This window comes from Herbiconiux sp. L3-i23 (assembly GCF_023734115.1).
GTDB lineage: Bacteria > Actinomycetota > Actinomycetes > Actinomycetales > Microbacteriaceae > Naasia.
Window position 1 is genome coordinate 1089180 of the sequence record NZ_AP025737.1, and the last position, 24356, is coordinate 1113535.

The 24356-nt window shown below is 67.6% G+C and carries 20 protein-coding genes and 3 rRNA genes; 18 read left to right on the plus strand and 5 right to left on the minus strand.

Annotated elements, in window-relative coordinates; translation table 11 throughout:
* The first annotated feature begins 443 nt into the window (after positions 1-443).
* The 3 genes from NGH83_RS05160 to rrf all read left to right on the plus strand — a co-directional run bounded on the left by NGH83_RS05160 (position 444) and on the right by rrf (position 5770).
* Positions 444-1963, plus strand: a 16S ribosomal RNA gene (locus NGH83_RS05160).
* Positions 1964-2416: 453 nt separating this feature from the next.
* Positions 2417-5527, plus strand: a 23S ribosomal RNA gene (locus tag NGH83_RS05165).
* A gap of 126 nt (positions 5528-5653) precedes the next feature.
* Positions 5654-5770: ribosomal RNA gene (gene rrf, locus NGH83_RS05170) — 5S ribosomal RNA — on the plus strand.
* Together the 16S, 23S and 5S rRNA genes form the textbook arrangement of a ribosomal RNA operon.
* Before the next feature lie 184 nt (positions 5771-5954).
* Here rrf and NGH83_RS05175 read toward each other — a convergent pair.
* On the minus strand, positions 5955-6221 hold the full coding sequence (locus NGH83_RS05175; protein ID WP_251857997.1) for a hypothetical protein: 267 nt from the start codon (positions 6219-6221) through the stop codon (positions 5955-5957).
* Positions 6222-6410: 189 nt separating this feature from the next.
* On the opposite strand from NGH83_RS05175, the gene NGH83_RS05180 reads away from it, so the two are divergent.
* Positions 6411-7184: a hypothetical protein gene (locus NGH83_RS05180; RefSeq protein WP_251857998.1), complete on the plus strand. Its 774-nt coding sequence runs from the start codon at positions 6411-6413 to the stop codon at positions 7182-7184.
* Entirely contained in the window at positions 7181-8206 is a 1026-nt protein-coding gene (locus NGH83_RS05185) for an HAD-IIA family hydrolase (RefSeq protein WP_251857999.1), read from the plus strand. The genes NGH83_RS05180 and NGH83_RS05185 overlap by 4 nt, the downstream gene beginning before the upstream one ends.
* A gap of 22 nt (positions 8207-8228) precedes the next feature.
* Here NGH83_RS05185 and NGH83_RS05190 read toward each other — a convergent pair whose 3' ends face one another.
* From NGH83_RS05190 to NGH83_RS05205, 4 genes are read right to left on the minus strand one after another with little or no spacing between them, the layout of a single operon-like run.
* The gene (locus tag NGH83_RS05190; RefSeq protein WP_251858000.1) at positions 8229-9038 is read right to left on the minus strand and encodes an ABC transporter ATP-binding protein; all 810 of its coding nucleotides are present in this window, start codon (positions 9036-9038) and stop codon (positions 8229-8231) included.
* Positions 9035-10072, minus strand: a complete 1038-nt coding sequence (locus NGH83_RS05195; RefSeq protein ID WP_251858001.1) for an iron chelate uptake ABC transporter family permease subunit — start codon at positions 10070-10072, stop codon at positions 9035-9037. The genes NGH83_RS05190 and NGH83_RS05195 overlap by 4 nt, the downstream gene beginning before the upstream one ends.
* Positions 10069-11124 (minus strand): iron ABC transporter permease, encoded by a 1056-nt coding sequence (locus tag NGH83_RS05200; protein ID WP_251858002.1) that lies wholly within the window; start codon positions 11122-11124, stop codon positions 10069-10071. The genes NGH83_RS05195 and NGH83_RS05200 overlap by 4 nt, the downstream gene beginning before the upstream one ends.
* Positions 11121-12155 (minus strand): iron-siderophore ABC transporter substrate-binding protein, encoded by a 1035-nt coding sequence (locus NGH83_RS05205; RefSeq protein ID WP_251858003.1) that lies wholly within the window; start codon positions 12153-12155, stop codon positions 11121-11123. The genes NGH83_RS05200 and NGH83_RS05205 overlap by 4 nt, the downstream gene beginning before the upstream one ends.
* A gap of 111 nt (positions 12156-12266) precedes the next feature.
* On the opposite strand from NGH83_RS05205, the gene NGH83_RS15265 reads away from it, so the two are divergent.
* The 13 genes from NGH83_RS15265 (at position 12267) to cmk (ending at position 24283) form a co-directional block, all read left to right on the plus strand.
* Complete coding sequence (locus tag NGH83_RS15265; protein ID WP_256470123.1) at positions 12267-12395, plus strand: hypothetical protein; 129 nt, start codon at positions 12267-12269, stop codon at positions 12393-12395.
* Positions 12382-13191 (plus strand): TlyA family RNA methyltransferase, encoded by an 810-nt coding sequence (locus NGH83_RS05210; protein ID WP_251858004.1) that lies wholly within the window; start codon positions 12382-12384, stop codon positions 13189-13191. Before NGH83_RS15265 ends, NGH83_RS05210 begins: the two co-directional genes overlap by 14 nt.
* Before the next feature lie 44 nt (positions 13192-13235).
* Positions 13236-14126, plus strand: coding sequence for an NAD kinase (locus tag NGH83_RS05215; protein ID WP_251858458.1), 891 nt, complete (start codon positions 13236-13238; stop codon positions 14124-14126).
* Positions 14123-15853 carry a DNA repair protein RecN gene (gene recN / locus NGH83_RS05220; protein ID WP_251858005.1) on the plus strand — a complete coding sequence of 577 codons (1731 nt, stop codon included), beginning with the start codon at positions 14123-14125 and terminating at the stop codon, positions 15851-15853. The genes NGH83_RS05215 and recN overlap by 4 nt, the downstream gene beginning before the upstream one ends.
* Before the next feature lie 11 nt (positions 15854-15864).
* Positions 15865-17610: a CTP synthase gene (locus tag NGH83_RS05225; protein ID WP_305881794.1), complete on the plus strand. Its 1746-nt coding sequence runs from the start codon at positions 15865-15867 to the stop codon at positions 17608-17610.
* Positions 17607-18245 carry an NUDIX hydrolase gene (locus NGH83_RS05230; RefSeq protein WP_251858006.1) on the plus strand — a complete coding sequence of 213 codons (639 nt, stop codon included), beginning with the start codon at positions 17607-17609 and terminating at the stop codon, positions 18243-18245. Before NGH83_RS05225 ends, NGH83_RS05230 begins: the two co-directional genes overlap by 4 nt.
* A gap of 18 nt (positions 18246-18263) precedes the next feature.
* Positions 18264-19160: a site-specific tyrosine recombinase XerD gene (gene xerD / locus NGH83_RS05235; protein ID WP_251858007.1), complete on the plus strand. Its 897-nt coding sequence runs from the start codon at positions 18264-18266 to the stop codon at positions 19158-19160.
* Positions 19161-19224: 64 nt separating this feature from the next.
* Entirely contained in the window at positions 19225-20115 is an 891-nt protein-coding gene (locus tag NGH83_RS05240; protein ID WP_251858008.1) for a ParA family protein, read from the plus strand.
* Positions 20116-20179: 64 nt separating this feature from the next.
* On the plus strand, positions 20180-21004 hold the full coding sequence (locus tag NGH83_RS05245; RefSeq protein ID WP_251858460.1) for a ScpA family protein: 825 nt from the start codon (positions 20180-20182) through the stop codon (positions 21002-21004).
* On the plus strand, positions 20994-21704 hold the full coding sequence (scpB, locus tag NGH83_RS05250; protein WP_251858009.1) for an SMC-Scp complex subunit ScpB: 711 nt from the start codon (positions 20994-20996) through the stop codon (positions 21702-21704). The genes NGH83_RS05245 and scpB overlap by 11 nt, the downstream gene beginning before the upstream one ends.
* Positions 21694-22524: a pseudouridine synthase gene (locus tag NGH83_RS05255; RefSeq protein WP_251858010.1), complete on the plus strand. Its 831-nt coding sequence runs from the start codon at positions 21694-21696 to the stop codon at positions 22522-22524. The genes scpB and NGH83_RS05255 overlap by 11 nt, the downstream gene beginning before the upstream one ends.
* Positions 22521-23612 carry a prephenate dehydrogenase gene (locus NGH83_RS05260; RefSeq protein ID WP_251858011.1) on the plus strand — a complete coding sequence of 364 codons (1092 nt, stop codon included), beginning with the start codon at positions 22521-22523 and terminating at the stop codon, positions 23610-23612. Before NGH83_RS05255 ends, NGH83_RS05260 begins: the two co-directional genes overlap by 4 nt.
* Positions 23609-24283, plus strand: a complete 675-nt coding sequence (cmk, locus tag NGH83_RS05265) for a (d)CMP kinase (protein ID WP_251858012.1) — start codon at positions 23609-23611, stop codon at positions 24281-24283. The genes NGH83_RS05260 and cmk overlap by 4 nt, the downstream gene beginning before the upstream one ends.
* Positions 24284-24356 lie beyond the last annotated feature (73 nt).

Here is a 24356-nt window from a genome sequence, read left to right on the forward strand (position 1 = left end):
GCGGAGGAGCTGAGAAGCTCTGGCCCTCAAGCGGGAACATCGAGAGCCTCCGACCTGGCTCTGATCCACTTGCTGGATCAGCGGTGAAGGTCTAAGGTAATCAAGTCGCTCCGAAGAGTTCAGCTCTTCACGGCGCGCCTCCCAGTGAGGAGCGTCAGAGCTGGTATCTACCGGCTCCATCCGAGCGGCGCAAGAAGCCCGCATGAACCCTGCCCGTGTGGTGGGGAGTGTGGAGCGTCCGATCCTTGAGAACTCAACAGCGTGCACTAAGTCAATGCCAAATTACCTCGGCCTCTGCTTTGTAGGGGTTTGAGATTCCTTTGGTTAGATGGATTGTCAGTAGACAGTCTTTTTAGTCAGTATCAACTCGCTCGTGTCTCCGGTTTTCCCCGGGGTGCGGGTATATGGTTTGCCTCCTGCTTTTGTGGGGGTGCAGTCAGACATCTACGGAGAGTTTGATCCTGGCTCAGGACGAACGCTGGCGGCGTGCTTAACACATGCAAGTCGAACGGTGAAGCAGAGCTTGCTCTGTGGATCAGTGGCGAACGGGTGAGTAACACGTGAGTAACCTGCCCTTGACTCTGGGATAAGCGTTGGAAACGACGTCTAATACCGGATACGACCTTCGGAGGCATCTCCTGGGGGTGGAAAGAATTTCGGTCAAGGATGGACTCGCGGCCTATCAGCTTGTTGGTGAGGTAATGGCTCACCAAGGCGACGACGGGTAGCCGGCCTGAGAGGGTGACCGGCCACACTGGGACTGAGACACGGCCCAGACTCCTACGGGAGGCAGCAGTGGGGAATATTGCACAATGGGCGCAAGCCTGATGCAGCAACGCCGCGTGAGGGACGACGGCCTTCGGGTTGTAAACCTCTTTTAGTAGGGAAGAAGCGAAAGTGACGGTACCTGCAGAAAAAGCACCGGCTAACTACGTGCCAGCAGCCGCGGTAATACGTAGGGTGCAAGCGTTGTCCGGAATTATTGGGCGTAAAGAGCTCGTAGGCGGTTTGTCGCGTCTGCTGTGAAAACTGGAGGCTCAACCTCCAGCTTGCAGTGGGTACGGGCAGACTAGAGTGCGGTAGGGGAGATTGGAATTCCTGGTGTAGCGGTGGAATGCGCAGATATCAGGAGGAACACCGATGGCGAAGGCAGATCTCTGGGCCGTAACTGACGCTGAGGAGCGAAAGCGTGGGGAGCGAACAGGATTAGATACCCTGGTAGTCCACGCCGTAAACGTTGGGAACTAGATGTGGGGTCCATTCCACGGATTCCGTGTCGCAGCTAACGCATTAAGTTCCCCGCCTGGGGAGTACGGCCGCAAGGCTAAAACTCAAAGGAATTGACGGGGGCCCGCACAAGCGGCGGAGCATGCGGATTAATTCGATGCAACGCGAAGAACCTTACCAAGGCTTGACATATACCTGTAAAGGCTAGAGATAGTCTCCCCGCAAGGCAGGTATACAGGTGGTGCATGGTTGTCGTCAGCTCGTGTCGTGAGATGTTGGGTTAAGTCCCGCAACGAGCGCAACCCTCGTTCTATGTTGCCAGCACGTTATGGTGGGAACTCATAGGAGACTGCCGGGGTCAACTCGGAGGAAGGTGGGGATGACGTCAAATCATCATGCCCCTTATGTCTTGGGCTTCACGCATGCTACAATGGCCGGTACAAAGGGCTGCGATACCGTAAGGTGGAGCGAATCCCAAAAAGCCGGTCTCAGTTCGGATTGAGGTCTGCAACTCGACCTCATGAAGTCGGAGTCGCTAGTAATCGCAGATCAGCAACGCTGCGGTGAATACGTTCTCGGGCCTTGTACACACCGCCCGTCAAGTCATGAAAGTCGGTAACACCCGAAGCCGGTGGCCCAACCCTTGTGGAGGGAGCCGTCGAAGGTGGGATCGGTGATTAGGACTAAGTCGTAACAAGGTAGCCGTACCGGAAGGTGCGGCTGGATCACCTCCTTTCTAAGGAGCTTCTGGATGGCTTCGGTCATCCCAGAGCCACTACACAGGCGAATGTTCTGTGGTGGTTTGCTCATGGGTGGAACATTGATTTAGGTCACGGGTTGACACGATCCGGTTCGTCAGTACGGTTCGCCTTCGGGTGGATCTGGAACACGGCTGGTGAGGTTCCTGTGGCGTGCACGCTGTTGGGTCCTGAGGGACCGGGCCGGCCTGAGAGGGTCGTTCGGGACTTCTGGACCTCGTCATGTCACCCCCTGGTGGGCTGGTCGTGAGGGGTACCGCCCGTACTTTGAGAACTACACAGTGGACGCGAGCATCTTAGATTCCGAACTCTGCCGGCTACGGCGGGCGGAGTCGGGATCACAACAAAGATTTACGTGTGCCTTCGGGTGCACAAGATCATTGGTCAATCTCCGCAGCAGCAGTGTTGCGGCGATCGATTCATACTCATGTGGTCAAGTTTCTAAGAGCAAACGGTGGATGCCTTGGCATCTGGAGCCGAAGAAGGACGTAGTAATCTGCGATAAGCCTCGGGGAGCTGATAAACGAGCTTTGATCCGAGGATCTCCGAATGGGGAAACCCCGTCAGGCGCAGCAATGTGACCTGATGACTCCCGCCTGAATATATAGGGCGGGTAGAGGGAACGTGGGGAAGTGAAACATCTCAGTACCCACAGGAAGAGAAAGCAACCGCGATTCCGTTAGTAGTGGCGAGCGAAACCGGAACAGGCCAAACCATATCTGTGTGATAGCCGGCAGGCGTTGCAGGTGTGGGGTTGTGGGACTCTCAGGCTGATCTGCCGATCAGCACGAGTTACAGCGCGATATAGACGAACAGCATTGAATGGCTGAGCACAGAGGGTGGCACTCCCGTAGTCGAAATGTCGTTATGGCTTGGAGAGTATCCCAAGTAGCACGGGGCCCGAGAAATCCCGTGTGAATCTGCCAGGACCACCTGGTAAGCCTAAATACTCCCAGATGACCGATAGCGGACAAGTACCGTGAGGGAAAGGTGAAAAGTACCCCGGGAGGGGAGTGAAATAGTACCTGAAACCGTTTGCTTACAAACCGTTGGAGCCTCCTTGTAGGGGTGACAGCGTGCCTTTTGAAGAATGAGCCTGCGAGTTAGCGATATGTGGCGAGGTTAACCCGTGTGGGGTAGCCGTAGCGAAAGCGAGTCCGAATAGGGCGACTTGAGTCGCATGTCCTAGACCCGAAGCGAAGTGATCTACCCATGGCCAGGTTGAAGCGACGGTAAGACGTCGTGGAGGACCGAACCCACTTCAGTTGAAAATGGAGGGGATGAGCTGTGGGTAGGGGTGAAAGGCCAATCAAACTTCGTGATAGCTGGTTCTCTCCGAAATGCATTTAGGTGCAGCGTTGCGTGTTTCTTGCCGGAGGTAGAGCTACTGGATGGCCGATGGGCCCCAAAAGGTTACTGACGTCAGCCAAACTCCGAATGCCGGTAAGTGAGAGCGCAGCAGTGAGACGGTGGGGGATAAGCTTCATCGTCGAGAGGGAAACAACCCAGACCACCGACTAAGGCCCCTAAGCGTGTGCTAAGTGGGAAAGGATGTGGAGTTGCATAGACAACCAGGAGGTTGGCTTAGAAGCAGCCACCCTTGAAAGAGTGCGTAATAGCTCACTGGTCAAGTGATTCCGCGCCGACAATGTAGCGGGGCTCAAGCACACCGCCGAAGTCGTGGGATTCGTATTTTTGGTAAGCCTTCGTGGTTCAGCCGTACGGATCGGTAGGAGAGCGTCGTGTGGCGAGTGAAGCGGCGGTGGAAACCAGCCGTGGACGCTACACGAGTGAGAATGCAGGCATGAGTAGCGAAAGACGGGTGAGAAACCCGTCCTCCGAAAGACCAAGGGTTCCAGGGCCAGGCTAATCCGCCCTGGGTAAGTCGGGACCTAAGGCGAGGCCGACAGGCGTAGTCGATGGACAACGGGTTGATATTCCCGTACCGGCGAAGAACCGCCAATGCTAATCCAGTAATGCTAAGAGTCCGAATCCACGGGCGGATCCTTCGGGTGAAGCCTGTGGCCTAGCACTCGACCCAGTCTGGTGCGGCAAGCGTATTAACAGGTGTGACGCAGGAAGGTAGCTGAGCCGGGCGGTGGTTGTCCCGGTGTAAGGACGTAGGGCGAGAGATAGGCAAATCCGTCTCTCATACAGCCTGAGATCCGATGCGTACCCCTCACGGGGGAAATCAGTGATCCTATGCTGCCGAGAAAAGCATCGACGCGAGGTTCTAGCCGCCCGTACCCCAAACCGACTCAGGTGGTCAGGTAGAGAATACCGAGGAGATCGAGAGAATCGTGGTTAAGGAACTCGGCAAAATGCCCCCGTAACTTCGGGAGAAGGGGGGGCCTGAAGCGTGAACGGACTTGCTCCGGGAGCGCCGTATGGCCGCAGAGACCAGTGGGAAGCGACTGTTTACTAAAAACACAGGTCCGTGCCAAGTCGCAAGACGATGTATACGGACTGACGCCTGCCCGGTGCTGGAAGGTTAAGAGGAAGGGTTAGCTTTTGCGAAGCTCTGAATTTAAGCCCCAGTAAACGGCGGTGGTAACTATAACCATCCTAAGGTAGCGAAATTCCTTGTCGGGTAAGTTCCGACCTGCACGAATGGCGTAACGACTTCCCAGCTGTCTCAACCGCGAACTCGGCGAAATTGCACTACGAGTAAAGATGCTCGTTACGCGCAGCAGGACGGAAAGACCCCGTGACCTTTACTACAGCTTGGTATTGGTGTTCGGTGTGGCTTGTGTAGGATAGGTGGGAGACTGTGAAGCTCGGACGCTAGTTCGGGTGGAGTCATTGTTGAAATACCACTCTGGTCACTCTGGATGTCTAACTTAGAACCGTAATCCGGTTCAGGGACAGTGCCTGGTGGGTAGTTTAACTGGGGCGGTTGCCTCCCAAAAAGTAACGGAGGCGCCCAAAGGTTCCCTCAACCTGGTTGGCAATCAGGTGGCGAGTGTAAGTGCACAAGGGAGCTTGACTGTGAGACTGACAAGTCGAGCAGGGACGAAAGTCGGGACTAGTGATCCGGCAGTGGCTTGTGGAAGCGCTGTCGCTCAACGGATAAAAGGTACCTCGGGGATAACAGGCTGATCTTGCCCAAGAGTCCATATCGACGGCATGGTTTGGCACCTCGATGTCGGCTCGTCGCATCCTGGGGCTGGAGTAGGTCCCAAGGGTTGGGCTGTTCGCCCATTAAAGCGGTACGCGAGCTGGGTTTAGAACGTCGTGAGACAGTTCGGTCCCTATCCGCTGCGCGCGTAGGAAATTTGAGAAGATCTATCCCTAGTACGAGAGGACCGGGATGGACGAACCTCTGGTGTGTCAGTTGTCCTGCCAAGGGCACCGCTGATTGGCTACGTTCGGAACGGATAACCGCTGAAAGCATCTAAGCGGGAAGCCGGCTTCAAGATGAGATTTCCATCCCTTTTGGGGAGAGGCTCCCAGTAGACGACTGGGTTGATAGGCCGGATGTGGAAGCAGGGACTAAAGACCTGTGCAGCTGACCGGTACTAATAAGCCGATAACTTGATTACTTCACCACCTCGAGTGGTAGTGAGTATGAATCGCAACGACTGTTGCTCGCGTCCACTTTGTGGTTCCCGATGTACGGGAACAAGAATCGTCCATTCGTGGACGGTCAGGCGAAACATCGATAGTGTTTCGGCGGCCATAGCGAGAGGGAAACGCCCGGTCACATTCCGAACCCGGAAGCTAAGACTCTCAGCGCCGATGGTACTGCAGGGGGGACCCTGTGGGAGAGTAGGACACCGCCGGACTCCTTTTCAAGAAAAGAGGCCACCCAGTGATGGGTGGCCTCTTTTCGTTTAACGCATGCAACGCGCCCTGGCCTGCGGACCCCCTTCCGGTAGTCCGTACAGGCGGCGCACCCGTCCGCGGGTTATACAAGTCAAGAGCGAAGAACCCGACGAGTGTCGGGCGGTAGGAGTGATGATGAGCGATTCAGAAGGGTCCGCCCCTCGCGACCGTGATGAGCGACGCCCCGACGGCGATCGTCGGCCCCGCGCCGATCGGTCGGGCGGCGGCCGTCCCCGCGACGGTGAACGCACTGAGCGTCCACGCTCCTCCGGCGACCGCTCGTCGTACCAGCGCTCCGACCGGCCGCGCTCCGACGGACAGCGCTCCGACCGACCCCGTTCGGACGGTCAGCGTTCGGATCGCCCGCGTTCCGAAGGTCAGCGGACCGAGCGGCGCTACCGCGACGACCAACCGCGCGATTCGCGCCGCCAGCACGCCGAGCGTGCCGGCCGCGGTCGGGACAAGCCTGAGCGCGGCAGCACGCCGTGGCGCCCCGGCGGTCGACGCCCTACGGACGACCGCGCACCGCGTGAAGAGCGCGAAGGTCCCGATCTTCGTTCCGTCCGCACACGTCACGACGACCCGGTCATCGCGGAGGACGTGACGGCGAATCAACTCGACAAGGGGGCGCGCATCCAGCTCAAGACCCTCGAGAAGCAGAACGCCGACGAGGTCGCGAAGCACCTCGTGATGGCGGCGCGGCTCATCGACGACGACCCCGAGCTCGCCCACCGTCACGCCGTGTCGGCGTCGAGGCGGGCGGGACGCATCGCCGTCGTACGCGAGAGCCTCGCGATCACCGCCTACGCGACGGGCGATTTCGCGCTCGCGCTGCGTGAACTGCGCACCTACCGCCGCATCTCGGGGTCCAACGACCAGCTGCCGCTCATGGTCGACAGCGAGCGCGGCATCGGACGCCCCGACCGCGCTCTCGAACTCGGTCGTTCGGTGCCCCGCGACTCCCTGCCCGTCGGCGCGCGGGTGAGCCTCGCGATCGCGATGTCCGGCGCGAGGCTCGACCTCGGCCAGCCCGACGCGGCGCTGGCGGAACTCGAGATCCCGGAGCTCGACCCGACCACCGCATTCAGCTACAGCCCGCCGCTGTTCCGCGCCTACGGGGACGTGCTCGAGGAGCTCGGCCGGACCGATGACGCGGCGATGTGGTGGGATCGCGCCGACCTCGCCGAAGAGGCACTCGGGGCCGACGAGGACGACGACGAGATCGAGATCGTCGAGATCGACGACGACGAGACCACTGGTGCCGAGCCCGACGACGCCGCGCCCGTCGACGCCGCGGAGACCGACAACACGTCGGCCCCCGCGCGAGGCGACGGCGAATCGGAGTCCCGCCGCCGCTCGGACGTCGAGGAGTGAGCCCGCTGCGTGGACGAGCCGCATCGACGCCGCTCGACGGTGTCGACGTGCTGCTCGCAGACCTCGACGGGGTCGTCTACAAGGGCGCCGACGCGATCCCCTACGCCGTCGACGCGCTGAACGGCGCGGCCGACGCGGGAGTGCGGGTGGCCTACATCACCAACAACGCCTCCCGCAGTGACGCGGTGGTCGCCGGGCACCTCTCCGAGTACGGGCTGCGGGTCGTACCCGAGGACGTCGTCACCTCGCCGCAGGCGGCGATGACGCTCCTGCGGGGGCTCGTGCCCGACGGGGCGCTGCTCCTCGTCGTCGGCGGGGAGGGGCTCGTCACCGAGGTCGAGAAGGCCGGCTATCGGGTGACCCCGAAGGCATCCGACGGCCCCGACGCCGTCGTCCAGGGCTTCGCGCCGGACGTGAGCTGGCGAGAGCTCGCGGAGGCGTCGTTCGCGCTCGCCCGGGACTCCGACGGCGGAGGCATCCCGTGGGTGGCCACCAACACCGACTGGACCATCCCCGTGGCGGGCGGCATCGCCCCCGGAAACGGCACCCTCGTCTCCGCGGTGCACACCGCCGTCGGGATCCTGCCGCAGGTCGCGGGCAAGCCCGAGAAGGCGATCTTCGACGAAGCGGTGAAACGGTTCTCGGCGCGGTCGCCGCTGTTCATCGGCGACCGGCTGGACACCGACATCCTCGGAGCGAGCCGCGCCGGCATCCCGTCGGTGCACGTGCTCACCGGCATCGACCGCGCGAAGCAGCTGCTCGCCGCCGACAAGACCATGCGCCCGAACTACATCCTCGAGGACCTCCGCCAGCTCTCCGAACCGTATCCGGAGACGGTGCACAAGCGCGGAGCGACGACGGTGGGAAGAGCACGCGTCGGGATCCGCTCGAACCGTGTCGAGATCGACTCGGAAGGGGATCGGCCGATCGATCTGCTGCGCGCGGCGTGCGCGGCCATCTGGGAGTCGGGGATCCCGATCTACGCGCTCGACGTGCCGGAAAGGCTCTACGCCCGGCGGTGACCGGGCGCCCGCTCGGCCCGGCTCAGCGGCTCTCGGCGGAGTGGTGGCGACCGATGGGCAGCACCAGCGGGGTGCCCGAGACATCGTCGGCGACGACGCGCGACTCCATGCCGAAGACCTCGCGCACCATCTCGGGCGTGACCACCTCTGCGGGCGCGCCGTGCGAATGCAGTCGGCCCGACTTCACCGCGAAGAGGTGATCGGCGTAGCGGGCGGCGAGGTTCAGGTCGTGCAGCACCATGACGATCGTGGTTCCGCGCTCGAGGTTGAGGTCGGTGAGTAGATCGAGCACTTCGATCTGGTGGGTGACATCGAGGAACGTCGTCGGCTCGTCGAGGAGCAGGATGTCGGTCTGCTGCGCGAGCGCCATCGCGATCCACACCCGCTGGCGCTGACCGCCGGAGAGCTCGTCGACCGATCGGTCGGCCAGCTCGGCGACGTCCGTCATCGCCAGCGCACCGGAGACCGCCGCCTCATCCTCGCGGGTCCACGACTGAAGGAACGAGCGGTGCGGGTAGCGCCCGCGGGCGACGAGGTCGGCGACCGCGATGCCCTCGGGGGCGACGGGCGTCTGAGGCAGCAGGCCCAGGACCTTCGCGACCTCGCGCGTCGGCTGGTCGGCGATCGCCTTGCCGTCGAGCAGCACCGCTCCGGCCTTCGGCGGAAGCAGCCGCGCCATCGAGCGCAGCAGCGTCGACTTGCCGCACGCGTTGGCCCCGACGATGACGCTGATCCGGCCGGCAGGGATGCTGAGGTCGAGGCCGTCGAGGACGGTGCGGTCGTCGTAGCCCACGGTGAGGGCCTCGACGGCGAGGGAACGGGACTGCGTCACAGTCGACCTCCGTTGCGGTTGGAACGCGCGATGAGCCAGAGCAGGTAGGGCGCGCCGACGGCGCCGGTCACGACCCCGACGGGGAAGGTGGTCGGCAGCAGGTTGGCGCCGACGAGGTCGGCCCCGAGGACGAGAGCCGACCCGACGAGGGCGGCGGGCAGCATCCGCGGGGCGCCGGGGAGCAGACGCGTGGAGATCGGGCCGGCGAGGAACGCCACGAAGGCGATGGGCCCGGCGACAGCGGTGGCGACCGAGGTGAGCCCGACACCGACGAGTACGATGAGCAGTCGGGCGCGCTCGGGGCGCACGCCGAGGCCCGCGGCGAGGTCGTCGCCGAGCTGCAGGATCGACAGCTGCCGCGAGAGGGCGAAGGCCGCCGGCAGCAGCAGTGCCATCGCGATGACCAGCGGGAGGACGTCGCCCCAGAACGCGCTGTTGAGGCTGCCGGTGATCCACCGCAGCGCCTCGGCCGCCTTGTACACCTCGGTGCGCGTGAGCACTAATTGGATGACGGCGAGCAGCACGGCGCCGACGGCGATACCGACGAGGATCAGGCGGGATCCGTGCACTCCGCCGCGCCAGGACAGGCCGTAGATGAGGAGGGCGACGACGAGGCCACCGACGATCGCGACGGGGGAGACGGCGGCTCCTCCGAGATCGAAGAAGGCGATCGCGGTGACCGCCGCGGCGCTCGAGCCGTAGCTGATGCCGATGATGTCGGGGCTCGCGAGCGGATTGCGGAGCATCCCCTGGAACATCATCCCCGCGATGCCGAACGCCGCACCGACGAGCAGGCCGACGATCGCGCGGGGGAGCCGCAGACGCCCGACGGTGAAGGACGCTCCGGGGACGTCCTGGCCGGTGATGACCGCGAACACGTCGCCGAGGGAGTAGAAGCGCTCGCCCACCACGAGGGTGGTGAGGAACAGGGCGACGACGAGGAGCGCCAGCACGAGCGTGACGACGGTGCTGCGCGTCGCGCGCCGGCGCCGACCGATGACGATGGAGCCGGGATGCAGCCGTTCGGTCGTCACAGCTCGCGCACCTTCGCGCGGCGGATCAGCCAGATGAAGAACGGCGCGCCGATGACCGCGGTCATGATTCCGACCGGGATGTCGGCGGGACGCGCGATGACCCGGCCGAGGACGTCGGCGGTGACCATCAGCACGGCGCCGAGCATGGCGGAGTAGGGGATCAGCCAGCGGTGCGCGGGACCGGTGAACACGCGGGCGGCGTGGGGCACGACGAGTCCCGCGAAGGCGATGGGGCCGGCGACCGCGGTGGCGGAGGCGGAGAGCAGCACGGCGGCGATGCCGGCCACGGCGCGCGAGGGGCCGACGCGTCCGCCGAGCCCTTTCGCGACATCGTCGCCGAGGGCGAGGACGTCGAGTCCGCGGGCGGAGAAGAGCGCGAGCACCGCGCCAACGAGGAAGAAGGGGAGGACGGGCAGCATGTCCTCGAACCGTGCGCCGCCGACACCGCCGACCTGCCAGAACCGGAACACGTTGTAGACGTCGGTGCGCACGAGGAGTACCGCGGAGACCAGCGACGACAGCGCGGCCGAGGTCGCGGCTCCGGCGATCGCGAGCTTGAGCGGGGTCGCGCCGGCCCGTCCGAGCGACCCGATCGCGTAGACGACGAGCGCGGCGAGCACACCTCCGACGAGCGCGAACCAGATGTACTGGCTCGTCATCGAGATGGAGAACGCGGCGATGCCGATGACGACGCCGAGCGAGCTGCCGAGGTTGATGCCGAGGAGGCCGGGGTCGGCGAGCGGGTTGCGGGTGATGCCCTGCATCACCGCTCCCGCCACCCCCAGGGCCGCGCCGACGAGGATCGCGAGCAGTGTCCGCGGCACGCGGGAGGCGACCGCCTGCTCCGCGAAGTTCTCGGGGCGGGGAGCGACGAGGCCGCCGACGATCTCGTCCCAGCTGACGATGCGGGAGCCGAAGGCCAGCGACGCGATCGAGGCGATCAGCAGCGCGGCGATGCCGATGCCGAGGCCGATCAGCAGGCGCCGACGCCGATGCGCCGGCCCGACCGCGGAGGGTCGGGCCGGCGCACCGGTCGTCGGCGTCTGCGTCACTGGACCTTGGCGGCCGCGGCGGCGAGGAGCGCGCTGTAGTCGTCGAGACCCCACGCGATCGAGAGCACGGTCGGCGTGCTGAAGGCGGAGGCCATCGGCTGCGACTCGTCGATGATCGCGACCGCACCGTTCTGCACGGCGGGCAGTGCGCCGAGCAGCGGGTCGGCCTGCATGGCCTCGAGCGTGCCGGCGCCGCCGTAATTGATGATGATGTCCGCGTCGGCGAGGATGTCGAAGTTCTCGGCCGACACCGTCGCGAAGAAGGCGCCGTCGTTCTCAGTGGCGAGCTGCTTCACTCCCTCGGAGTCCTCGAGACCGAGCTCGTGCAGGAACGACACCCGGGCGTCGCCGCTCAGGTAGACGTAGTTGGTGCTCGTGTCGCTCGGGTCGACCCACAGGTACGCGAAGGTCTTGCCGGCGAGCTCGGGGTGCGCCGCGGCCGCGTCGGCGATGGTCTGCTCCGTCTCGGTGACGAGCTCATCCGCTTCGTCGGCGAGGCCGAGCGCGGCGCCGTTCATGGTGGTGGCTTCGCGCCACGTCGTGAACCAGGGGATCGAGGGGTAGGCGATGGTCGGCGCGATCTCGCTGAGCGTCGTGTAGTCCTCGTCGGACAGGCCCGAGTTCGCGGCGAGCACGACGTCGGGGGCGGTGTCGGCGACCTGCTCGAAGTTGATGCCGTCGACCTCGTCGTACAGCACGGGCGTCTCGCCGCCGAGCTCGTCGAGGGCGTCCTGAGCCCAGGGGAGGATGCCGTCGCCGTTGTCGTCGGCGTAGGTGATGAACGGCATGCCGACGGGGACGACGCCGAGGGCGAGAGCAACGTCCTGGTTGCCCCAGGCGACGGCGGCGACGTTCTCGGGCTTCGCGTCGATCTCGGTGGTGCCGAACGCCGTCTCGATGGAGACGGGGAAGCCCTCGGTCGAGCCTCCGCCTGCGGTGCCTTCGGAGCCGCCCGAGGCGCAGCCGGCCAGAACGAATGCTGCCGCTCCTGCCATGGCGATGGCGGGCAGAACGGTACGGCGGAATCTCACGATCGACACTCTCCTAGTAGGTGATTGGTGCCAGGTGAGGCTAACCTAACTTGCCCCGCGGTGCCACCTGCATCGCCGTCGGTGTCCGATGCGGGCAGTACCCTCGAAGGCGTGGACGACGACGCTGGCCGGTACTCGGTGGAGGAGATCGACGCGCTTCCGCTCGCCGACCGCGCCGGCGCGTACGCGCGGCTCCTCGAAGACCTGAAGCGCGATCTCGAGGCCGATGGCCGTCAGTGACCCGCAGGCGGAGCGTCTCGACGCCGCCATGGTGCTCCGCGGGCTCACCCGGTCCCGCACCCACGCCGCCCGTCTCATCGCCGACGGCGTCGTCCTCGTCGGCGGACGCCCGGTGACCAAGGCGTCTCACAAGGTCGTCGGCTCGGACACGATCGAGGTGACGGCCGTCGACGACTGGGTCAGTCGCGGCGCCCTCAAGCTGCTCGCGGCGCTCGACTCATTCGCGGTCGACCCGGCCGGGAGGCTGGCGCTCGACGCGGGCGCCTCGACCGGCGGTTTCACCCAGGTGCTGCTCGCGCGGGGAGCCGGTCGGGTGATCGCCGTCGACGTCGGTCACGGTCAGCTCGCCGGGGAGCTCGCCCTCGATCCGCGAGTCGACTCCCATGAGGGGGTGAACGTCCGCGAGCTCGATGCCGACGGGCTCGCGCGGCTGACCGGCTCGTCCGAACGCCCGTCGCTGGTCGTCGCCGACCTGTCGTTCATCTCCCTCCGCCAGGTCCTCGCCCCGCTCGCGTCGATCGCCGCCGACGGCGCCGACCTCATCGTGCTCGTCAAGCCGCAGTTCGAAGTGGGGCGGGTGAAGCAGGGCGTCGTGCGCAACGCCGGTCTTCGCGCCGACGCGCTCGCCGGCGTGCTGTGGGCGGCATGGGATGCGGGTCTCGGAACCCTCGGCGTCATCTCCTCCCCGATCGCGGGAAGCGCCGGGAACCTCGAGTACCTGGTGCATCTCAGGGCATCGGGAGGGTCGAATCCGACAGAATGGGAAGCCCGACTTCCCGGAATCGCAGGAGCGTGACAGTGACCGATCCCGATTCGCCGCAGCCCGGTTCCACGCGGTACATGCTCGTGGTCTCGCACACCGGTCGACGGGAGTCGCTCGAAGCGGCGTGCGAAGTCATCACCCGGCTGCGCGCCGAGGGCGTCGTCCCCGTGCTGATCGAGAGCGAACGCCGCGACCTGTTGGGCTTCGAACCGGCGCTCGACGGACTCGCCAGCTTCGGCGAGGTCGCGCCCGAGGACATCGAGCTCGTCATCGTGCTCGGCGGCGACGGCACGATCCTGCGCTCCGCCGAGCTGGTGCGCGGTGCGTCCGTTCCCCTGCTCGGTGTCAACCTCGGCCACGTCGGCTTCCTCGCCGAAGCCGAGCGCGACGATCTCGGCGAGACCCTCCGCCGGGCGCTCGCCCGCGACTACGCCGTCGAGGAGCGCATGACGGTCGACGTGCGCGTCAGCGTCGACGGCGAGGTGACCTACGAGAGCTGGGCGCTCAACGAGGCGACCGTCGAGAAGGCGAGCCGCGAGCGGATGCTCGAGGTCGTCATCGAGGTGGGTGGGCGTCCGCTGTCGAGCTTCGGCTGCGACGGTGTGGTGGTCGCCACACCGACGGGGTCCACCGCGTACTCCTTCTCGGCCGGAGGGCCGATCGTGTGGCCCAACATCGACGCGATGCTCGTGGTGCCGCTCGCTGCGCACGCCCTGTTCGCCCGGCCGTTGGTCGTCGCGCCCACCACGATGCTGGCCATCGAAGTGCAGCGCCGCACCGACGGCACCGGGGTGCTGTTCTGCGACGGTCGCCGCACCCATGAGCTCCTTCCGGGCTCCCGCGTCGAGCTGTCGCGCTCCGCGACGCCGGTGCGCCTCGCCCGCCTGCAGCGCGGCGCGTTCACCGACCGGCTGGTGCGCAAGTTCGACCTGCCGGTCGCCGGCTGGCGAGGACCGGTGCACGAGTGATCGAAGAGATCGGCATCCGCGGCCTCGGCGTCATCGGCGAGGCGACCCTTCCGCTCGGGCGAGGATTCACGGCGCTCACCGGCGAGACCGGCGCGGGTAAGACCATGGTGGTCACCGCGGTGGGCCTGCTGCTCGGAGAGCGCTCCGACGCGGGGGTCATCCGTGCGGGAGCCGACCGCGCCAGCGTCGAGGCCCGGTGGCTCGTCCCCGCGGCGGGCGTCGTCGCCGACCGGGTGCAGGATGCGGGCGGGTCGGTCGAAGAGCTCGGCGACGGCTCCGCAGAGCTGCTCGTCTCCCGGACTATCGCCGCCGAAGGACGATCGCGCGCGGCGGTCGGCGGACGCTCCGCACCCGCGGCGCTGCTCGCCGAACTCGCCGAGCATCTGGTCGTGGTGCACGGGCAGTCCGATCAGATCCGTCTGCGCTCCGCGGCCGCCCAGCGCGAGGCACTCGACCGTTTCGCCGCCGCCGACCTCGACCCCGTTCTCACGAAGTACCAGAGTGCCCACCGCCGCTTCACGGAGGGACGCGACGAGCTCGACCGCCTCGTCGCCGACCGCGACCAGCGATCCGCCGAGGCCGACGAACTGCGCGAGCAGCTCGCCGAGATCGAGGTGCTCGCACCGCAGCCGGGAGAGCTCGACGAGCTCCAGCAGCGCGCCGACCGGCTGAGCAACGCGGAGGAGCTCCGTCTCGCCGCCGCGGAGGCGCACGAGATGCTCTCGTCCGAGTCGGTCGACGAGGAGCGCGACGTGCTCACTCTCCTCGCGCAGGCGCGCAGGGCCCTCGAACGCGCGGCGTCCCTCGACCCCGAGCTCGCGGCCCTCGCCGAGCAGGTCGATGCGCTCGCCTACCAGGCGTCCGATGCCGCGACGGGACTCGCCGGCTATGCGGCCGGCTTCGACCTCGACTCGGCCCGGGAGCTCGAGACGGTGCAGACGCGCATCGCCGAGCTGACCCTGCTCACCCGCAAGTACGGCCCGACCCTCGAAGACTGTCTGCGCTTCTTCGACGAGGGGAGCGCGAGGCTGCTCGAACTCGACACCGACACCGACCGCATCGACGCCCTCCGGCACGATGTCGCCGCCGATGAGACCGTGACGCGGGAGCTCGCCGACGAGGTCAGCGCCATCCGCCAGGCGGCGGGAGCGCAGCTGTCCGAACGGGTCAGCGCCGAACTCGCCGCTCTCGCCATGCCCGACGCCCAGCTGATCGTCGACGTGCGCGGGCGCGAGGACTTCACCGCGTTCGGGCGCGACGCCGTGCAGTTCCTGCTGCAGCCGCATCCCGGCGGCGAGCCGCGACCGCTCGGCCGCGGAGCCTCCGGCGGCGAGCTGTCCCGCATCATGCTGGCCATCGAAGTGGTGCTCGCCGCCGGCGGTTCCGTGCCGACGTTCGTGTTCGACGAGGTCGACGCCGGAGTCGGCGGTGCCGCCGCGATCGAGATCGGACGCCGCCTCGCGCGCCTCGCCGAATCCGCTCAGGTCATCGTCGTCACCCACCTCGCGCAGGTCGCCGCGTTCGCGACGAACCATCTGCGCGTCGAGAAGGACCGGTCGGGTGCGGTCACCGAGTCGAGCGTGCGCCGACTCGACGGCGACGAGCGCGTCGCCGAGATGGCGCGGCTGCTCTCCGGACTGCCCGACTCGGCCACCGGTCTCGCGCACGCGCAGGAGCTACTCGAACTCGCGGTCCCGGCAGCGGCGCCCGACCGAAACAACGGTTAGGATGGAACCCCGTGGCAGACGCTTTCGATCCTCGATCCGAATCCGAAAAGATCACGAAGCACATCTTCGTGACGGGGGGTGTCGTCTCCTCCCTCGGTAAGGGCCTCACCGCCGCGAGTCTCGGCAACATCCTCACCAGGCGCGGCCTGCGGGTGGTCATGCAGAAGCTCGACCCGTACCTCAACGTCGACCCGGGAACGATGAACCCGTTCCAGCACGGCGAGGTCTTCGTCACCGACGACGGTGCCGAGACCGACCTCGACATCGGCCACTACGAGCGCTTCCTCGACATCAACCTCGACGCGGCCGCCAACGTGACCACCGGCCAGATCTACTCCACCGTCATCGCCCAGGAGCGTCGTGGCGAGTACCTCGGCGACACCGTGCAGGTCATCCCGCACATCACCGACGAGATCAAGCGCCGCATGCGCCTGCAGGCGGGGCTCCCGTTCGGTGAGACCGGGGAGAAGCCCGACGTGATCATCACCGAGATCGGCGGCACCGTCGGCGACATCGAGTCGCAGCCGTTCATCGAGGCCGCCCGTCAGGTCCGCCACGAGCTCGGCCGCAAGAACGTGTTCTTCGTGCACGTCTCCCTCGTGCCCTACATCGGCCCGTCCGGCGAGCAGAAGACCAAGCCGACGCAGCACTCGGTCGCCGCGCTGCGCTCCATCGGCATCCAGCCCGACGCGCTCGTGCTGCGCAGCGACCGGCCTGTCGCGGAGAGCGTCAAGCGCAAGATCGCCCTCATGTGCGACGTCGACGAGGAAGCCGTCATCAACTGCCCGGATGCCCCGAGCATCTACGACATCCCCCGCATCGTGCACGAGCAGGGACTCGACTCCTACATCGTCGAGGCGCTCGGCCTTCCCGCCGACGAGGTCGACTGGGAGAGCTGGGACTCGCTGCTGCGCACCGTGCACGACCCGAAGTTCGAGGTCACCATCGCGCTCGTCGGCAAGTACGTCGACCTCCCCGACGCGTACCTGTCGGTCACCGAAGCGCTCCGCGCGGGCGGCTTCGCCCAGAACTCGCGGGTGAAGATCCGCTGGGTCCCGTCCGACGAGTGCCAGACGCCCGAGGGCGCGGCGCGCAATCTCGCCGACGTCGACGGTATCTGCGTGCCCGGCGGCTTCGGCGTCCGCGGCATCGAGGGCAAGCTCGGAGCCCTGCGCTTCGCCCGCGAGCAGAAGATCCCCGTGCTCGGCCTCTGCCTCGGCCTGCAGTGCATGGTCATCGAGTACGCCCGCAACATCACGGGCCTCGAGGGTGCCTCGTCGAGCGAGTTCGATCCCGACACCGAATTCCCGGTCATCGCGACGATGGCGGAGCAGGTCGTTCATCTCGCCGGGGGAGATCTCGGTGGAACCATGCGTCTCGGTCTCTACACCGCGGAGCTCGCCGAGGGCAGCATCGTGGCGGAGGCCTACGGCTCGACCGAGGCGGTCGAGCGTCACCGTCACCGCTACGAGGTCAACAACGCCTACCGCGAGCAGATCGCCGCGTCGGGTCTCGTCTTCTCGGGCACGTCGCCCGGCGGCCGCCTCGTCGAGTTCGTCGAGCTGCCCCGCGAGGAGCACCCGTACTACGTCGGCACGCAGGCGCACCCCGAGCTGCGGTCGCGTCCGAGCCGCTCGCACCCGCTGTTCCGCGGCCTGATCGGCGCCGCGCTCGACCGTCAGGCGGCGAGCCGGCTGTTCGACATCGCCGAGTCCGACGACGCGGCGGGCGAGAGCGAAGCGGTCGAGGTCGCGTGAGCGCCGAGAGCGACCTGCGCGACGAACGCGCCGACCTGACGGTCACCCGGCACGAGCGCGTCTTCGACGGCCGTGTCTGGAACGTCGTCCGCGACACCGTCGACTACAACGGCGCGGAGATCGTCCGCGAATACGTCGACCACCCGGGAGCGGTCGCGATCCTCGCCCTCGACGACGAGGGGCGGGTGCTGCTGATCAAGCAGTACCGGCACCCGGTGAAGGCCCGCGACTGGGAGATCCCCGCCGGGCTCCTCGACGAGGACGGCGAGTCGCCGCTCGATGCGGCGAAGCGCGAGCTCGCCGAGGAGGCCGACCTCGCCGCCGACCGGTGGAACGTGCTGGCCGAGTACCTGAACTCGCCCGGCGGCAGCAACGAGAACGTGCGGATCTACCTGGCTCGTGGCCTGCGCGAGATCGACGCCTTCGAGCGTTTCGACGAGGAGGCCGACATCGAGAAGCGCTGGGTCGACCTCGACGAGGCCGCCGCCGCGGTGCTTTCCCGCCACCTCGAGAACCCCTCGACCGTGATCGGGGTCCTCACCGCCGCCGCGTCGCAGCGCGGCGATTGGGCGAGTCTCGGCGACGCCGACGAGCCGTGGCCGCGCCACCCGCACCTCGGCGACGGCACCTGGTGACCGCCGGCCGCCGGTGAGATGACCCCCGACGTCGCGGCGGCGCGCTACCTGCGGCATGTCACCGTGGAGCGCGGTCTCGCCGCGAACACTGTCGCTGCCTACCGTCGCGACCTCTCCGCGTACACCGAGTTCCTGGCGGGCGAGGCGGTCGACGACGTCGCCGCCGTCCGCCCGGCGGACATCGCCGCGTTCTCCCGGGCTCTCGCCGAGCAGGGCAAGTCGGCGGCGAGCGTCGGGCGCATGCTCTCGAGCGTGCGCGGTCTGCACCGCTTCCTGGTCGACGACCGGGTGACCGACGCCGATCCCGCGTCCGACATCGCGCCGCCGAAGCTCGGAATGCGCCTGCCCAAGGCGCTCACCATCGACCAGATCGGCCGGGTGCTCGACGCGGTGCAGGGGGACGACCCCGTGCGGATGCGCGACCGCGCCCTCCTCGAACTCCTCTACGCCACCGGCGCCCGCATCAGCGAGGCGGTGTCGCTCGACGTCGACGATCTCGAGGGCGACCGCAGCGTGCGGCTGCGCGGCAAGGGCGGCAAGCAGCGCGTAGTGCCCGTCGGAAGCGTGGCGCTCCGCGCGATCGACGAGTACCTCGTGCGGGTTCGCCCCGAATGGGCGCGACAGGGTCACGCCACCCCGGCGCTGTTCCTCGGCCCGCGCGGGGCACGGATGTCCCGCCAGAGCGCGTGGCTTGCGATCCGTGCCGCCGCCGAACGGGCGCAGCTCGACATCGCCCTGTCGCCGCACACGTTCCGACACTCGTTCGCGACGCACCTCCTCGCGGGCGGCGCCGATGTGAGGGTCGTGCAGGAGCTGCTCGGGCACTCGTCGGTGTCGACGACGCAGATCTACACGCTGGTGACGATCGACACCCTGCGCGACGTGTACGCGGCGAGCCACCCGCGGGCGCGATGACGCCCCTCTACACTGGGGGATCGGGGATGGCCGGAGGCGGCCGCGAGCTCAAAGGGACGTCGGGATGACGCACAGCAGTGAAGTGAAGGGTCGAGCGACCGTGGGTACCGAAGGCGAAGTGCTCGGCCCGACCGGAAGACCCAAGCGGGAGTTCCCCGAACCGCCGCCGCTGCGCGGACACGGCCCCGCCCGGATCGTGTCGCTGTGCAACCAGAAGGGCGGCGTCGGTAAGACGACCACCACGATCAACCTGGGCGCCGCGCTCGCGGAGTACGGCCGCAAGGTGCTCGCCATCGACTTCGACCCTCAGGGTGCGCTGTCGGCGGGTCTCGGCGCGGACACCCACGACGTCGTCACGATCTACGACCTGCTGATCGGCACGGTCCGCGACCCGTTCGAGGCGATCCAGCAGACCAGCATCCCGGGCTTCGACGTCATCCCGGCGAACATCGACCTCTCGGCGGCCGAGGTGCACCTCGTCAACGAGGTCGCTCGCGAGCAGACCCTCGCCCGGGTGCTGCGCCGCGTCACCGACGCGTACGACGTCATCCTCATCGACTGCCAGCCGTCGCTCGGTCTGCTGACCGTCAACGCGCTCTCGGCCAGCCACGGCGTGCTCATCCCGCTCGAGTGCGAGTTCTTCGCCCTCCGCGGCGTGGCGCTGCTCGTCGAGACGATCGAGAAGGTGCAGGACCGGCTCAACCCGGCGATCCAGCTCGACGGCATCCTGCCGACCATGTTCGACGCCCGCACCCTGCACGCCCGCGAGGTGCTCGAACGGGTCGTCGAGGCCTTCGACGAGAAGGTGCTCGACACCGTCATCGGGCGCACGATCAAGTTCCCGGACGCGTCGGTGGCGGGCGTCCCGATCATCCAGTTCGCGCCCGAGCACGCCGCCGCGCAGGCCTATCGGCAGCTGGCGCGGGAGCTGGTGGTCCGCGGCGCCGTTGCCTGAGGCCGTGGCGGTCCCTGCGGGCTCGGTCGTCCCGCCGCTTCGCGCCGCGCCGGTACCGGCGCCCATGGGCCCGGCCACGGAGACGAAGCCGGCCGGTTTCACGGTGAGCGTCGGCTCGTTCGACGGGCCGTTCGACCTGCTGCTCAGCCTCATCGCGAAGCACGAGCTCGATATCACCGAGATCGCGCTGTCGAGCATCACCGACGAGTTCCTCGCCTACCTGCGCGCGCTCGAGGCCGATGCGGCGAGCGGCGACCTGTCGAGCGTCGACGAGGCCAGTGAGTTCCTCGTCGTCGCTGCGACCCTGCTCGACCTCAAGATCGTCGGGCTCCTGCCTCAGGGGGAACTCGTCGACGCCGAGGACGTCGCCCTGCTCGAAGCCCGTGATCTGCTCTTCGCGCGGCTGCTGCAGTACCGGGCGTTCAAGGAGGTCGCGCGGCACCTCGGCGAGCGCCTCGAGGTCGAGTCGGCCCGCCGCTTCCGATCGGTGAAGCTCGAAGAACGTTTCCGCGCCCAGACGCCCGAGCTCGTGTGGACGACCTCCCTCGCCGAGTTCGCGGGCATCGCCGCGCTCGCGCTCGCGCCGAAAACCCTGCCGTCGGTGGGCCTCGCGCACCTCCACGCCCCCCGGGTGAGCATCCGCGAGCAGGCCGCGACGGTCGTCGCGATGCTGCGCCGCGGCGAGCCGCTGAGTTTCCGGCAGCTCATCGTCGGAGCATCGAGCACCGGAGTGGTGATTGCCCGGTTCCTCGCCATCCTGGAGCTGTACCGCGGCGACTGCGTCGCGTTCGAGCAGATCGAACCGCTCGGCGAACTGACCCTGCGCTGGACGGCGTCCGACTGGAACGACGACCGGCTCGCGAGCCTCGGGGGCGACTATGGCGACTGATGGACGTGCAGCGACCGATGGACCCGCGGCACCCGACGGACAGCGCGAGCCCGTCGCCGTGCTGCTCGGGCTCGGTTCTCCCGCCGCCAAAGCGTCTGCAGCGACCTCGACGCCCTTGGATGGTGCGTCTCCGGCGGCCGGACTGCCGCTCGAACGGGCCGTCGAGGCCATCCTGATGGTCGCCGACGAGCCGCAGTCGCTCGTCGGGCTCGCCGCCGCGCTCGACCGGCCGGTCGCCGCGGTGCGCCAGGCCGTCGCGCGCCTCGTCGACGACTACGACGGGGTCGGCGGATCCGTGCGCCGCGGCTTCGAGCTGCGCGAGGTCGGGGGAGGGTGGCGGGTCTACTCCCGCTCCGAGTTCGACGGCGTCGTCCGAGACTTCGTGCTCACCCAGAACCCGTCGCGCCTGTCCCCGGCGGCGCTCGAGACCCTCGCGGTCATCGCCTACAAGCAGCCGATCAGCCGCGGCCAGATCGCCGCGATCCGCGCCGTGAACGTCGACGGAGTCGTGCGGACCCTCCTCGCCCGCGGGCTCATCTCCGAGGTCTACACGGACAGCGAGACGGGTGCCATCCACTACGGCACGACCGACCTCACCCTCACCCAGCTCGGTATCAACTCCCTCGACGAGCTCCCCCCGATTTCCCCGCTCCTCGCGGACCCCGACGACATCTCGGAGGCGACGACCGATGGTCGATGAACACGGCGAACCCACCGGGGTCCGCCTGCAGAAGGTGCTCGCTGCGGCGGGAGTCGCCTCGCGTCGCGTCTCCGAGGACATGATCGGCGCCGGCCGGGTGTCGGTGAACGGGTCGGTGGTCACCGAACTGGGCACCCGGATCGACCCCGAGAACGACCTCGTCTCGGTCGACGGGGTCGCCGTGCAGCTCGACGTGACCAAGCGGTACGTCATGCTCAACAAGCCGACCGGCGTCGTCAGCTCGCTCCGCGACGAGCAGGGGCGGCCCGACCTGCGCCGATGGACCGACGTCGAGGAGGAGAGGCTGTTCAACGTCGGCCGACTCGACGCGGACACCTCCGGTCTGCTGCTGCTCACCAACGACGGCGCCCTCGCCCACGTACTCGCGCACCCGTCGTTCGGCGTGACGAAGACCTACATCGCCCTCGTCCGCGGACAGGTCGCGCCGCGCACCGTCGCCCAGCTCACGAAGGGCGTCGAGCTCGACGACGGTCCCATCGTCGCCGACCGGGCGCGGCTGCTGCCGGAGTCGAAGGCGAGCGGCGGCAACAGCCTCGTCGAGGTGACCCTGCACTCCGGACGCAACCGGATCGTGCGTCGCATGCTCGACGCGGTCGGACACCCCGTCATCGAACTGGTGCGACGCAGCTTCGGTCCGCTGCAGCTCGGAGCCCTGCCGGTGGGAGCGGCGCGCGAGCTCACTAAGGTTGAGCTCGGCCAGCTCCTCACGCTGTCCCGCGGCGCAGTGGACCCCGACCGGGCCGCGAGCGGATCGGCGCCGACCACGCGACAGGGCGGGCCCGGAGGGACGGACACGTGAGCGACAGACGGCTCGAGGGCAGCGTCCGCATCGTCGGATCCGGCCTCCTCGGCGCGAGCATCGGGCTCGGGCTGACCGCCCGCGGCGTCGACGTGATCGTCGACGACGCCTCGCCCTCGAACGCGCGCCTTGCGATCGACTACGGCGCCGGTCGTGCGCCGCGCGACGACGACGCCCCCGCGCTCATCGTGGTCTGCGTGCCGCCGGATGTGACCGCCCAGGTCGTCGGCGCCGAGCTCGCCGCGCACCCCGATGCCCTCGTGACCGACGTGGCGAGCGTCAAGCTCGCCCCCCTGCGCGAACTCGAGAGCGCCGGCGCCGACCTGTCGCGCTACCTCGGCACGCACCCCATGGCGGGACGCGAGATCGGCGGTCCCGCCGCCGCGCGGGCCGACCTCTTCCTCGGACGCCCGTGGGTGCTCGCCGGTCACGACGCCATCAGCTACCGCCGTGCGGCGGCGATCGAGGACATGATCCTCGACCTCGGCGCCGTCCCGGTCGAGATGACCGTGGCGCAGCACGACGCGAGCGTCGCGCTCGTCTCGCATGCGCCCCAGGTCGTCTCGTCGCTGCTCGCCGCGCGGCTGACCGACGGTGACAACGCCGCGCTCGCCCTCGCGGGGCAGGGGGTTCGCGACGTCACCCGCGTCGCCGGCAGCGACCCGGGGCTGTGGTTGCAGATCCTGTCGGCGAACGCCGTGCCCGTCGCAGCGATCCTCCGAGCCCTCCGCGACGATCTCGACGTCGTCGTCGACGCGCTCGAGCGCATCGGCGACGAACGACCCGACGGGGCCCGACGAGCGATCGTCGACGCGCTGGCGGCCGGTAACGCGGGAGTCGCCCGTCTGCCCGGCAAGCACGGCAAGGACGCTCGGTACGCGAGTCTCGTCGTGCTGATCGACGATCGGCCGGGGCAGCTCGCCCGCCTGTTCGCCGAGATCGGCGACCTCGGGGTGAACCTGGAGGACCTTCGTCTCGAGCATTCGCCGGGGGCGCCCATCGGCATCGTCGAGGTGTCCGTGCTGCCCGAAGCGGTCGCGGCCCTCGAACGCGACCTGATCGAACGAGGATGGAGGATCGCCGGATGAGGGCGTGGACACGGACGGTGGTCGCCGTCGACGGGCCTGCGGGCAGTGGCAAGTCGAGCGTCAGCCGCGCCGCCGCGAAGAGCATGGGGTTCGCCTTCCTCGACACCGGCGCCGCCTACCGCGCCCTAGCCTGGCTCGTCCTCGAGCGGGGCATCGACGCGACCGACGCCGACGCCGTGACGGCGCTGCTCGACGACTGGGACTTCCGCATCTCGACGCACCCGACCGACACCGTGGTGCGGATCGGCGAGCACGACGTGACGGCCGCGATCCGCGAGCCTCGGGTCACCGCGGCGGTCAGCTCGGTCGCCCGCATCCCCACCGTGCGTCGCCGCCTCAACGAGCAGTTCCGCGACCTGCTCGACGCGCCAGGGGAGCCCGGGGTCATCGCCGAAGGCCGCGACATCACGACGGTCGTCGCCCCCGACGCCTCCGTCCGGGTCCTTCTCACCGCCGACCCCGAGATCCGCGCCGCTCGCCGCGCGGGGGAGCTCACCGGGGTGTCGGCCGAGGAGGTCGCCCGTCAGGTGAGCGAACGCGACCGGGTGGATGGCCAGGTCGTCGACTTCATGACCGCGGCGGAGGGCGTGACCACCCTCGATTCGTCGGCGCTCGACTTCGAGGGCACCGTCGAGGCGCTCGTCGACCTGGTCCGCGCGGGAGAGCGCTGACGTCATCCGACGTATTCGTGAGCATCGCTCACGCATGCGGGAATCGTTTTCACTTAGTCTGAACGCGACGAGA